This window comes from Brevibacillus sp. SIMBA_040, from assembly GCF_046535075.1.
In the GTDB taxonomy this organism is placed as follows: domain Bacteria; phylum Bacillota; class Bacilli; order Brevibacillales; family Brevibacillaceae; genus Brevibacillus.
The window spans coordinates 1-12,244 of sequence record NZ_JAWRXI010000005.1 but is presented as its reverse complement, the minus strand read 5'-3'; the positions used below and the strand labels follow the sequence as shown (position 1 = coordinate 12,244).

Here is a 12,244-nt window from a genome sequence, read left to right as displayed (position 1 = left end):
TGGAGGTTCCTCGCTTTTCTATCATAAGTTAAGTTGCAGCTGGAGGGAATAGAAAATGATTTTGAGGGCTTCTCTATTGATGTGGTATTTTATCTGTAGCACGGTCTAGTGGTGTAAATACCAACCATGGCAGTTCTTCAAGAACGCCTTTTGGGTCGTCTTTTAGCCACTGTTTCCATTTCTCAGGCTTGTTTAGCAGCCCTTTAGCAGCAAGGCCGTCAATCGCCTTTAAGCCTGATTTACATTCCCACTCTTCCAGCCTTAACCCAGCTTTACAGTTATTAACAGGTTTGTCCACTTGTTGTGGATTGGTGCCCCACCATCCCCCACTGCTATACGACTCGTTAAAATCTACGGCATGCCCGGCAAGAGTCTGACTGTTATTGAACTGATACAAATTTGCTGCTTTCGACAACTGCCCCTTACTCCAAGCATATGTCTGCCAAAAACGTTGGCAGGCTCCTCTCTTTGCCATTTCTTCCACTATCGCAAATGACCCATATACTCCAACCAGATAGCCAGGGACCTCCTTAGCTGCCGCTCTCAGATAAGCCTCAATAGCTCCGTAGTCTTTTGGCTGTGCGTCATAGTCTACAGCAAAGTAAATAGCTGTACCTTCTGGCTGGCCGATCAGCTTGGCTTCCTGGAAAACCGCAGCTCCGTCACGTTGGCCGTTATCTGCTCCCCCCGCTACGTCATTTGTACCGCGCTGGAAGATGTGAATGCTAATCTAATTATTGACCACCTAGTGGTATATCGCTCATAAAAAAATTGACCACCTGAGCACCTCTTTCCTGTATCTTGAATGTTGTCGAGACATCAAGGTATAGGAGGAAAGGACATGCTTCAGATGGCTAATTATGAGTTTATCAGGAAACAACACATTCTGCTAGGGAAGCCTATTCGGCAAATTTCTCGCGAAACCGGATATTCCCGTCAAGTCATACGAAAAGCCTTGAAATCAACTGAAATCCCTATGTACCAACTTTCATAACCGAAACCAGTCATTGATTCCGTGAAGCCCATCATCTTGGAATGGCTGCGTCAAGATGAACAAGCTCCTCCTAAGCAGCGTCGCTCGTTTCCGCTTCCAGCGCCGTGACTTGTAGAACGATTGGCTCAATGTTCTTCCTCCTTTCAAATTAGTCAGACCAATACAAAAGCCGCCCGGATATTTACCCGAGCGGCTTATTCATCGTGCGTGCACTTAGTATAATATGTAACTCAATCGATTTGCAAAAACCGTTAAAAACATCAGATGTGTCAAATATGTCAACCTGTCAGGAGCTTAACAATTCGTCCCTGTACAGCTCCCTTGCCATTCGGATTACAATCTCCCGCTTGATCTCATTTAACCGTGTTCGGGATATGCCTACATGTCGTGCAATACTATTCATACGCATTCCATCCATCATGCATTCCAAGACGGTCCTCTGCTTGCTATCGCCAAGACCGATAGCGATTTCATTAATCTGACGCACTTTGTGTTCAAGGCTTTTCATTCGTAGGATTTGCTTTTCATACCGTTCTTCTGGAATTGTGATCGTAGAAAGACGAAACCCTTTTCCACTGGGCATCCCTGCAGCATCCCCATAAGTCGCCACTAGTTTTTGTTGAATGGCGGGATTTGATGTGATCGCCTTGTGTATCTCGTTTCTCAGCCGATCAATCTCTTTCACCATCCAATGGTAATCCTTTATTTCTTCTTCTACCTTTTGAACAACCTCCAGCGCCGGCTCCAGATTGATAAAGGCGAGTTGACCTCCCCGCTCCAGTAATCCTTGGTTTTCAATTAGATACTTGTCCCACTCCGGGCAGGTCTCGATCTTACCGACATGGAGATTATGGACGCTGCAAAACGACTTTTTGCCCCACTGTGTAGCTGGGCAGGTTTCGCATACCTTCTCGATTAGTTTATCTTTCATCTTCCTGCCCCCGTTCTTTACTCATTCTTGAATTTAAGACTAGCTAGCATAAATGAGGTACCATTAAATCTTGGTACTTTCGTGAATTCATTTCAGCACCTAAAATGACCGTATAAATAATCGAGGTGATGACTTTGCTGTACTTATTCAATGACAATCTCAATCCTTTCGCACTTGTGTTGCTCTACATTCCAATACTCGCATTTCTTATTGGATTGGTTTGTTCGTACCTTTTCAAGAAAAAGTACCTTGGTGCTGTTATTTCATTCTTTTTGCCTTTACTCTTCACAACAACCAGCTGGGATACATTTATCGTTAACATTGACGCTTGGGTTTTATGGGGATGCTTCTATGCGTTCGTTGCATGCTTGGGTATCCTTATTAAGAAGAAGACTCGATACAGTTAAACTACTCAATTTCTCTTTAGTTAAATCATCTCGTGTGCTATTAAAATTTCTTTGGCTGTATCGTCTAACTCACTGTTTCTTTCTGTTGAATTTGGCTGAAAAGCAATCCGTTTTAATTCTGTCTCCAATTCCTTGGCAATTTCCCTTGGTAACTCCTTTATAACCCATCCAATACATGCGAACTTCCAATCATCGTCACTAGATTCCATTACTTTTTTTAATTCAGGGACGATTTCTCTTCCACATGTAACTAAGATCTTCGCAATCTCAACAGCAACTGGCCAGTTAATATCCTGGATCCATGTTAATAGCTCGGGTAAGATTGGCTTTAAATCCGCCGGATCTAACTCCTTTAGTCTCTTCACATTCTCCAAATCGTGTTTGTTCCTCGGCATTAGGGATTTTAAATTGTCCATACCAAATTTCCCCTTTCGTTCCTCGATAAGCTTATTTTATCCATTTCTCCCCTAAGATGAATTCGCTTGTATTCACAAGTAATGGTGTGTTAAGCCCTTGGAGTAGATGGTATAATTTGTCTGCTGGAGGTGGTATACATGGAACCAAAACTTGTTCCTTTAAGAATTCCGACAGGCTGGAACGTAACCCTGAACAGTTTTAGAGAAGTCAATCCAGACCAATTTCTGACCGAAGACTTCGAATTTTGTTGGGACTTTGGTGAAGATATTTTGCAACTTAAAAACGAGTCTCGAAATCGTATCTTAGACCTTGGGTGGTACCCATCTTTTAATCCTAAAGGGAACTTCCGCTTACTGCTTATTGAGATGTTCGACGCCCCTGATAAACAAACTGATTCTTGGGAGAAGCCCTTAGTACAGTTTGAATCAAGAGATATTGAGGAAATTCAGCGAACAATAGAACATATTTTGGATCAGGTAACCGTGGGGCTTTTATAAGCCCCATTTAACAAAGCGTGTGTTTTGCAAAATTTGAATCTTTTGCTAAAATACCAATCATAAAATCCCGCCCTGGAGGGCTTATGAACACAGAAGAATTGAAGCAGTTTATTAAAACTCACCGAGTCATTGAACAAACAATTGATGGATTTTGGAATTACATTAACAATTGGAAAACTGATAACCCTGATTCATTTTTAAAAGCCTTTGATGGAATTGATCCTGCCTCATTAGAAGTCAGTGTGAAAAAGATATCACTTACCATCAACTATCTTTTTGAGGATGAATACGTTCAGTCTTATGCCAGTATCCATCACAATGGCACTGAGGTAGCTGTATATCACTATCTGATTTCATTCAATGGAGAGTGCATTGATGACGTTCTAAGTTGGGAAGTCTTAGATTAGCTTTTTGCTATGCAAAATTACCGTTGTGTAAACTTCAACTTGTTGTAAAATGGAATTATCCATTTGTTGCTATATCGACTGATTAGCACTCGGTCATGATTAGATGCTGATTGAAGTGACAGGTCATTTTACTGATGAGATTATCCTTCATGGGAAGAAACACGGAATGTTTGAATTGAAGAATATGTTCGCATTTACGTTAGAACATAGCGAACAAACAAGTGATTTCCCCCATGTCTTCTGTAAGCTCTTTGACTTCGAAATCATCACATACTCACCTGACATTAAAGTTGATATTGTTTTCGACACGGATACTCATCGAATTTACCGGCCCTTTTATTAAAGGGCTTTTTTCAATAACTATTATGGTGAATTATAGGTAAACTACTAAAGGTTGTGATTTCTAGAACAGTGGATTTTTAAAACAATGGTGCCTCGAACATGATGTTGAAGCAAGATCGATCAATGGTTTTTGGTATTATTTTCGAAATTTCCAAATTGCAGATGAAGAGGGGTTTCACTCGTTATTTGGCAATGACTTTAAGCCCGAAGATTTAACCATTTCCCTTAAAGAAGTGGCTCTGTTCATTGACCAATGGGATGAAAACTCAACTTATGCAGCGATCTCACACGGATTTGATTATGTGGTCTCCTATATCCCGATTGTGTTTAAAGGCAAGAAACTTGGCTGGTATAAACTTTTCTTTACTCTTGAAGGTGATACTTTTGATGACTTCCTTACATTTGACTAATTACACAATTTGTTAAATTGCCCCTTCCGCACTCAGGTGTTGCTAAATTCTTTTTATTGGTTATTATGTGAATATCTGAACTGGGGGTGGAAGGTTGTCCACTAATTACAATGAAATTATGGATATTATTTATTCTCTCGAAACAAACACGTCCAAGATGTCTGATCAAGAAATTATAAATAAAATTTTATCCTGGACTCCGAGTTATTCTTGTGAGAGCGCTGCAGAAGGATATTTTATGGTTGTGTCTACTGTTCTTCATTTTCGGCCCCACCTGGAAGAGCAATTGATAATAAAGGCCATCGAGCCTTTGTACTATCTTGGAATTGATAACCCACAAGACGTTATCGGTTGGATAAATCATTATCACCTCAGTAAGGGCCAATATCGTCCTTGGAAGTATGGTTCACATTGGCTCGGTACAGCCCATACAAAAGTTGAAATTTTTCACAAAGCACTTCTGCAGTTATCAGAAGAAGATTAATACCAGTTATCACAATGAGCATTGTGTTACTAACTCATTTCAAAAACACTTTAATGATCGTTTCTTCTGGTTTACAATCTTCATAAACAGTTTGGTAATTATATCCAACTATTTGGAGGTTGTAGTATGTCACCTGGTATTGCAAAAACCCTGTTAATTGTTCTTATCTCTTTTCCCATCTTCGCGGCAGTAAGTAAACTTTTTGATGGTAATGATGAACAAATTACCTACTTGTTATCGTTGATTGCTTCGGCTCTCCTTTTCGATAAGCTCATAGAAAAGTGAAGTGTTTTACATAATTGAGCATGTGTACCCACCTATTCGTATTTCAGCTCTGTGTGGCGTAATGTCCACAAAGGAGTTGGTATCATGGAAAAGTCCTTCTATTACTCTGTGCCCTGGTCTGAGGTCAGCTACCTCAAGGACGCCCTACAAGCAATGGAGATTCCGTTTGTCATTGAGCAAAACAGCGAACGCCTACAACTAGAAGATGGCCATGTTGCTTTTGCTTTCCCAGACATGCATGTCCGGGTTTATGGTAGCGTCCGCGAACTGTTTGGCAGCTACGGACGCCGTTATCCTCAATAAATCAAGTATGCTGTTATTGATTGATAAGACAGGTTGCCACCCCGGGCTTCTGCCGATTAACGAGGAGCAGCCGTTACCTCAAATGATTCTACTTCTTACCTTCTCTACTAAGCACACCGATTTCAACTGACCAAACCAGTTTTCTCTTCTTCCTCCATTGCCAGCTCATCTACATGCCCTGCTAAGCACCCCAGGCAGCAGAAGTGTTCAACGGATGGCTTCTTACTAACTAGGATCCATTCAGGCTTGTCCGCCACGATCTTCTCATCACAAAATGTACAATTCACGATAACCTCCCCTTTCATGAAAACGACATTTGCCGGTTGGCATCTTCAATTTCTCTCAAGAGCTTACCTTGTGGCCTCCAGCTGCTGATGTACTCTTTTGCTTTGTCCATATCAAGGACTCGAGTGTTCTTGCATGATTCGACGTTGAAATATCCCTTGAAATCAGACCACAATGACGAGAACACTTTCCCGCGCAGGCTCCTGTCCCGATAGGCTGGGCCGTCTTTGCCTTCCAATATTAAGATGACCTGCTTTCTTCCCAAGTTCGTCAGCTCCAGCTGTTGGCCGTAATCGACTGTCTTGCTGACTTCCAATCGTTCGACCCGGCTTTCAATCTCCTGTTGTTTCTGGTCTAGGAAGAAAATCGCCTTTACTTCTGGGCTGAGATTAGAAAACGGATTTTGAATGGTTTGCTCTATTTCCTCAAACTTTGTCACGTAAGCTGCCGTGAAGAGAACGCCTTTTTCTCCTGTCAGCTTATTTGCAACCATTTCGCAACCTTTACGGGTAAGGAGGTAGCATTTCAATTTGCGTCCGGTGGTATCCTGATAGGTGCTTTCGATGAAGAAATCACTCACCCCAAAATTGGGGGCAGTGGATTTTGAAAGGATAGCAACATACCCGTCGATATCCCTCAATAAATGGTCATGTCTCTTTTCCACCATTTCCCCAACTTCTCTACTGTCTACTAGCAAATGTCCATTCTGATTGATGATTGTGAGCTTATCCATACCTTCGCTCCCTTCTGTAATTAATGAACAACTGTAAGGTTCGGTTTATTTGGCTCCAAATTTGCTATTCGTCCAAACTCATCTGTGTGGGCCGTATATGTGGAAATAGCCCCAAAGGATTTTTGGAACGCCCCGAACATAGCACCCGGGTTCTCATCGATGAATTTCATCACATCATGTAGGAACTGATCAAAAAAGTAACAATCTTGGTCATGCTCGACCTTATCCATAAAGACAGCATCCCTAAATGCTATAAAATCCAATTCATCGGGAAGTTCTGATATCTTTTGGTTTGTTTGATTTGGTACACCATCCCAATAGTGCAATCGTTTCTCAAGCGTGATCAAAGAAAGGAAGTCAGATTTTCTCATACGGTTTGTCGTAAACCACAACTCAATTTGCTCTCGAAAGGACATCTCTTCTAGTTCAGTTGTCTCTTTGAGGGTGATGATTGCTTGATTCCTAAAGCTAATATCCTCAAGGATCCTCTCTGCGAAGACTCCTTTCTTTTTCTCCGTCTCATCAGCCAATTTGCCATACTGTCTCTGGAGCTTACCCAGTTCGTGATGGATTTGATTATATTTTTGTTTGATCTCATCACGCTTTCTCTCATACAAGCGAAGAGCAACAAAGAAGTTCAGCGGATTATATGACTCCCGGTCCTTCACCTCAGCAATCCACCGGGAAACTATTTCTCTGATATCCTCGTCGGCTCCCCGCTCTTCTACGACCTCCCAAACTCCTTCCTCGCCGTGTTTTTGTAAAGTTTGAAAGGTAGCCAGCTTATGAAAGGTGTTTTGGATTTTACGTGCGTAATCTACGTACAAGAGCGCGTCGTTTACCCATTCTGATTGCAGTGTTTTAGCGTACTTCATTGCTTTTTCGTTAAGCCGTACAAGAGCAGCATTTATTTGAATCTTGTTCATCATCTCACCTCAAGGAATAATTTACGTTAATTTTTACAAAGGTCATTACGACTGTTTCGCCTAAAAACCGAGAATTTTACAACCAGTTATCACAACGTGTGATGTGTAAATTTGTATAACCTTCAATGTATTGGTATAATTTAGGCAATCCTTTAGTAGAAAGGTTGATTCGATGCTGTATTTTGCATGTTTTATAGTCTTATTTTTCTTCCTAAGCTTTTTTAAAACACTCCATCAAATCATCCATACTCGAGATAAATATCTAGTTTTTGCACTCATTACCGCATTACTGGGAGCTTATTTGTTTCTTTTGATTGTCAAGGAAATCCCACGTATCTAAATTACCGTTTTGTAAAGCGCTGGGTCACATCTACAACAAGAGGCACTAAATCCAGCAAAATAACAGGCTAGCTTGCTGTAATTCACAAAAAAGTTGTATAATATTCCCAAAAACATATGTGAGGTCCACTTCCTAATGAAGCAGTTTTTATTATTTTTCGTGCTCTTATCATTACTACTAACTGGATGTGGCAATGACTCTTCCATCCGCAAAGAATTGTATGATGATTCGTTGAAATACTACAATTTGCTAAATGAAAGAATCATGGCAATAGAAACATACACCGAAGAAGACAAGAAGAATCTTAAGGCGTATGACGGCAAGTACACCGCGATGTTAAATGATCTTAGTAAAGAAGAGAGAATCCTGGCGGCAGAAATTATCAGCATGAGTAGGTCCCTTGAAATAATAAAAGAAGTATATTTAATTCTTGATAAAAAAGACTATAAGGATACTGTAGAAGATTTTGTAAGATCCAAACTCGAAGCAGCTAAAATCTTAGGCTTGGAGTAACTAAGAAGAAAGCACAAGGAATCTTACCTCCACTACTGACCACTCGAAATCAGGGTGGCTTTTTCTTTTGAGCTTGTGTGAGTCTTGTCTTAATAACTATAGCAATAGGTAAGGTTTTGAGTTTATCTCTACCTTTTCCCCTGCTCCAAACCGTACGTGCGAGTTTCCCCGCATACGGCTTTCCATCTAACTCACATGAGACATAACTCCATTTGCTATTGAACTAAGTGAATGCTATCAGACTGCTACAATTTCCATATGCGCTTTGATTCGTAAGTCGTTTACTTTCTTAATTTGCTCCTTACTCAGCTTAAAAGAGTGAATGACTTGTTTAATCTTTGCTTGGTCAACTAGGTGGACGAGTTTATGAATTTCTTTATGTAGTATCATCAGGTTGTTGTAGTGGTCGCTACCACCATATTTTACTGGGATAATATGGTGACAGTGCCAATCATCATAACTCAGTTCAACTTTGCTAATTGCACATTTTCCGTACTGAGCTACGAATCTACTGATTCGATAATCGTTATACTCAATACTTCTGTATGGAATGTAGCTTCTCATAATATGTCCTAACAAATCTGAGTTGACCGCAAGGTTATCGTGAATTTTGGCTCTTCCCTTTACCGTATAGTTGCAGATTGTTTGGGTAAAGTTCATGCACTTCTTGTGTTTCTGGGCATGTATTGGCACGAAGACCATGTCCTGTATTTTGTATAATTTGGGCTGATAACCTTTGTACCGCTCTTTCATTGCCGGGGACATATCACTTGCGATAGCTTGAGTTCTGTGTTCATTCAAGCGATTGTATAAGACTTTCTGAAGACTATAGCTAATCCCAGATAGATTTTTCGTAATGTTGGTGGCACGACAGTAGTAATTTTGAATGCCTATGACAGTTGAATTAAAGTTGTGAACGGTCTCTCGACATGGGTTTTTTTGGATTTTCACAATACAATCTCTTATTTTCATCGTGGCATTTTTGATTGCCTTGTCTGTCATATGGGATTGTGCAACATACCCAAACTGAGCGGAACCCTTCCTTTTGGCTTTAATACTGAAACCAAGAAATTCACTGTTTTTCCTCTTGAGATTGACAATTTTCGATTTCTCTTCGCTTATATTAAGGTCAAGTCTGTCTCTAAGGAATTGCTTGATTGCATGATATATTTTTTTGCTTGAGACCGTGTTCTACAAAGGATTTTAAAGTCATCAGCATATCTCACGATAAAGCATTCTTTTAGGTTCGTTTTCTTTAACGCAGTATACTTGTTCCCTTTGTATTTACGTTTGGTGTTGAAGGTCTCCCATTGGTTGCTAATCCACCAATCAAGTTCATTTAGCACCACATTGGATAGGAGAGGTGATAGTATTCCACCTTGCGGTGTCCCTTTAGTTGGGACTCCTTCCCCTTGTATTTCGCTTTTGAGGATCAGAGAAACAATCTTTAATAATTTCTTGTCTCTAATCCCCAATGACCATAGTTGCCTCAGAAGTTTTCCATGATTCACGTTATCGAAGAATCCCTTGATGTCTATGTCAATACACTGATATAGCCCGACTCTATTGATAAGAAACATCATCCTTGATAGTGCGTGGTGCGTACTTCTGTTGCTTCTAAAGCCATAGCTGTGATTGTAAAATTTAGCCTCCATGATGGGGTCTAACACTTGCAGGATACATTGCTGGAAAACTCTGTCCCAAATTGTCGGGATTCCGAGAGGTCTTTTGTCTCCATTTGGTTTCGGAATGAAGACTCGCCTGACTGGCCTGGGACTATACTTAGCGAACATCTCCTGTATCTTTGCAACCACTTCTTCGACTGTCATGCTCGAAATATCATTGATGGTTAGACCATCTGTACCTGCTGTCGCGCTTCCTTTATTACGTTTGATGTTTCTAAACGCTAGTCTTATGTTGTTTTCATTGCTTATTAGTTCAACAAGATGGTAGAAGTTATTTCCATTTGCACTCCGCTGATACAACCTGTCAAATGTTGCTATTGCATCAAAATATTCGGAATGTCGTAGCTTTTTCTTCTTCAAAGGCTTAATAAGTCAGTCACCTCGGCACATATGAGGGTTAACTTTTCTTAGTCTCACCAGAACCTTATAAGATCATTTGAAGAAAATGGCTGTCTCATACTGTTGTTAGACTAATGGCTATCCCTCCACGCTCATTACGCGCTTCATTGGTACTGCGCCATCACTTTCACCACTGTAAAGGCAAGTTATATCTTACGATTTTTCCTTGCCACCGCTTCATTGAATGTAAGTTCTTTGCGTTAGTGGTTTACCACGTTCCGTTACTCCTATCATTGAATAGACTTAGGTGCTATCTATAGGCCTGTTAGGTAGAATATGCCTGTAACATATTATGGATTTTCATACACAATAATTTTACTCATCCACTCTAACCATGCAGTGAGCATGACACACATTTCTATGTGTTTTTAATCTAGACCCGTACATTCGATAGTTCGTCAGCTTGTGACCTTAACTAGGGCATATGTAAGCATTCTCACCATATCTATTCGACACAAGCAGTATGACCGACAACTTATACCTCTATAAGTCTTTCGTCAGCATGACCAGTTACGGTCGGTTCTCCCACCTTTAAGCCGAGCTTATGACATTTCCGTCCTTACATACATCCATGCCATTCGGTATCGTGATAGCCCTTCAAGGCGTTACCCTATCATTTGACTAATCGGAGTAATAGTTCTTCTTGATTCTTACGAATCAATGCCTACTTTTACCGTAAGGCGTTTACCACCACTACGCTGTGTAGGAACGTGTCGCACATTTTGTTAAATCCGCCTACTTAATTCCATTTGTTGTAAGATGGTAAAAAAGAACTTTCCTAATCCGAGATGGAGTTGAATTAATTGACTATACGTTTAGAAGCAGCAGTTCAATTTAGTGGCTCCACATTTTCTCCCCTGCTTGTTGAAGAAAAAACTGGCTTACTCTTATCAAGAAAATTAGAAGTAGGTGGATTGGCCACAACTGGACCATTTAAAGGAACACCATCAAGTTTCGGTAGTGCCTCTTTATACCCTCCCCCAACCCTCTCTACAAGCAATGATGTGTACGCTGAACTTGATTGGATTGTTAACGAATTATCACTGCACATTGCCTCGATCAAAAGTTCTGGCGCGGATGACATTTACCTAGATGTTGCGGTTTACTACAGAGATCAGTGTAATTTTGCTTTAGAACCTGAGCTATTAAGAAAAATAGCTGACCTGAAAATTCCGTTTTGGGTAAGCTGTTATGAAGAAACCGTTGATTAACTAATTACACAATTTGTAAAGCAGTCCGCTTTTCACATGCTATAATTGAGCCCTAATATCGTCTTATGGAGGAAGCTAATGAATAACGATATGCAAATCATCTTCTCCAATTACGAATGTCGTGAAGGTTCTTTCGTTTATTCATTGAGTGAGTTAAATACTTTTGATGAAAATTACTTCTGGATTTTTTACAACAGTGTCATTTCATTAACCGAAGAGAACTTAAATGCTCCATTAAATAGAGATTTAACAAGAGCTATAGTAATGACTTATAGCAAAGTTATGACTCTATTGTGGTGTCACTTGTCTCCAGACGACCAATTTCAGATCAACAATTACCCTAGCGAAAAGATCCATCTATTCACAGAAAGACTCGAATTTATGGTTGTTGGATATCTTGGCGGATTTATCATGTCTGAAAGTAGCTTTGGAGACGAACTTATTAACCCTTCTAAAACCTAGCAAAGCCCTTTCACATACTGAGCATTGTGTTACTAAGTCATTTCAAAAACACTTTAATGATCGTTTCTTCTGGTTTACAATCTACATAAAAAGTTTGGTAATTATATCCAACTATTTGGAGGTTGTAGTATGTCACTGTATTTGGCAAGCAAAAAGTGCAGAGTTCGGCAACCATTTTGTGCATAGCCTTGCCAGGCTAAATTTTCTTTATTA

The 12,244-nt window shown here is 40.2% G+C and carries 14 protein-coding genes and 1 pseudogene; 7 read left to right on the top strand and 8 right to left on the bottom strand.

What is annotated here, in order from left to right; genetic code table 11:
- Positions 1-73: 73 nt before the first annotated feature.
- The 4 genes from SB752_RS09765 to SB752_RS09750 form a co-directional block, all read right to left on the bottom strand.
- Positions 74-718, bottom strand: a complete 645-nt coding sequence (locus tag SB752_RS09765) for a glycoside hydrolase domain-containing protein (protein WP_410715787.1) — start codon at positions 716-718, stop codon at positions 74-76.
- A 270-nt stretch (positions 719-988) separates the two neighbouring features.
- Positions 989-1,123 (bottom strand): hypothetical protein, encoded by a 135-nt coding sequence (locus SB752_RS09760; protein WP_410715483.1) that lies wholly within the window; start codon positions 1,121-1,123, stop codon positions 989-991.
- A 157-nt stretch (positions 1,124-1,280) separates the two neighbouring features.
- Complete coding sequence (locus SB752_RS09755) at positions 1,281-1,925, bottom strand: hypothetical protein (protein ID WP_410715482.1); 645 nt, start codon at positions 1,923-1,925, stop codon at positions 1,281-1,283.
- Between the two features lie 427 nt (positions 1,926-2,352).
- Positions 2,353-2,748: a DUF5071 domain-containing protein gene (locus SB752_RS09750; RefSeq protein WP_410715481.1), complete on the bottom strand. Its 396-nt coding sequence runs from the start codon at positions 2,746-2,748 to the stop codon at positions 2,353-2,355.
- A gap of 138 nt (positions 2,749-2,886) precedes the next feature.
- Here SB752_RS09750 and SB752_RS09745 point away from each other — a divergent pair, with 138 nt between their 5' ends.
- The 4 genes from SB752_RS09745 (at position 2,887) to SB752_RS09730 (ending at position 5,477) form a co-directional block, all read left to right on the top strand.
- Entirely contained in the window at positions 2,887-3,246 is a 360-nt protein-coding gene (locus SB752_RS09745) for a hypothetical protein (protein ID WP_410715480.1), read from the top strand.
- 83 nt (positions 3,247-3,329) lie between these two features.
- Positions 3,330-3,653, top strand: a complete 324-nt coding sequence (locus SB752_RS09740; RefSeq protein WP_410715479.1) for a hypothetical protein — start codon at positions 3,330-3,332, stop codon at positions 3,651-3,653.
- An 846-nt stretch (positions 3,654-4,499) separates the two neighbouring features.
- The gene (locus SB752_RS09735) at positions 4,500-4,889 is read left to right on the top strand and encodes a hypothetical protein (protein ID WP_410715478.1); all 390 of its coding nucleotides are present in this window, start codon (positions 4,500-4,502) and stop codon (positions 4,887-4,889) included.
- Between the two features lie 369 nt (positions 4,890-5,258).
- On the top strand, positions 5,259-5,477 hold the full coding sequence (locus SB752_RS09730; protein WP_410715477.1) for a hypothetical protein: 219 nt from the start codon (positions 5,259-5,261) through the stop codon (positions 5,475-5,477).
- Positions 5,478-5,599: 122 nt separating this feature from the next.
- Here the strand turns inward: SB752_RS09730 and SB752_RS09725 are convergent, their stop codons facing one another.
- From SB752_RS09725 to SB752_RS09715, 3 genes are read right to left on the bottom strand one after another with little or no spacing between them, the layout of a single operon-like run.
- A complete protein-coding gene (locus tag SB752_RS09725; protein ID WP_410715476.1) occupies positions 5,600-5,764 on the bottom strand; it encodes a hypothetical protein in 165 nt (54 codons plus the stop codon).
- 14 nt (positions 5,765-5,778) lie between these two features.
- Positions 5,779-6,495: a Rha family transcriptional regulator gene (locus SB752_RS09720; protein WP_410715475.1), complete on the bottom strand. Its 717-nt coding sequence runs from the start codon at positions 6,493-6,495 to the stop codon at positions 5,779-5,781.
- A gap of 20 nt (positions 6,496-6,515) precedes the next feature.
- Positions 6,516-7,421: a hypothetical protein gene (locus SB752_RS09715; protein ID WP_410715474.1), complete on the bottom strand. Its 906-nt coding sequence runs from the start codon at positions 7,419-7,421 to the stop codon at positions 6,516-6,518.
- A 475-nt stretch (positions 7,422-7,896) separates the two neighbouring features.
- Between SB752_RS09715 and SB752_RS09710 the strand changes: the two genes are divergently transcribed.
- A complete protein-coding gene (locus SB752_RS09710) occupies positions 7,897-8,274 on the top strand; it encodes a hypothetical protein (RefSeq protein ID WP_410715473.1) in 378 nt (125 codons plus the stop codon).
- A 237-nt stretch (positions 8,275-8,511) separates the two neighbouring features.
- Here the strand turns inward: SB752_RS09710 and ltrA are convergent.
- A pseudogene (gene ltrA / locus SB752_RS09705) lies at positions 8,512-10,319 on the bottom strand (group II intron reverse transcriptase/maturase).
- A gap of 842 nt (positions 10,320-11,161) precedes the next feature.
- Here ltrA and SB752_RS09700 point away from each other — a divergent pair.
- Together SB752_RS09700 and SB752_RS09695 are read left to right on the top strand one after the other, a co-directional pair.
- Positions 11,162-11,569 (top strand): hypothetical protein, encoded by a 408-nt coding sequence (locus tag SB752_RS09700; RefSeq protein ID WP_410715472.1) that lies wholly within the window; start codon positions 11,162-11,164, stop codon positions 11,567-11,569.
- A 78-nt stretch (positions 11,570-11,647) separates the two neighbouring features.
- Positions 11,648-12,031: a hypothetical protein gene (locus tag SB752_RS09695; RefSeq protein ID WP_410715471.1), complete on the top strand. Its 384-nt coding sequence runs from the start codon at positions 11,648-11,650 to the stop codon at positions 12,029-12,031.
- The last annotated feature ends 213 nt before the right edge of the window (positions 12,032-12,244 follow it).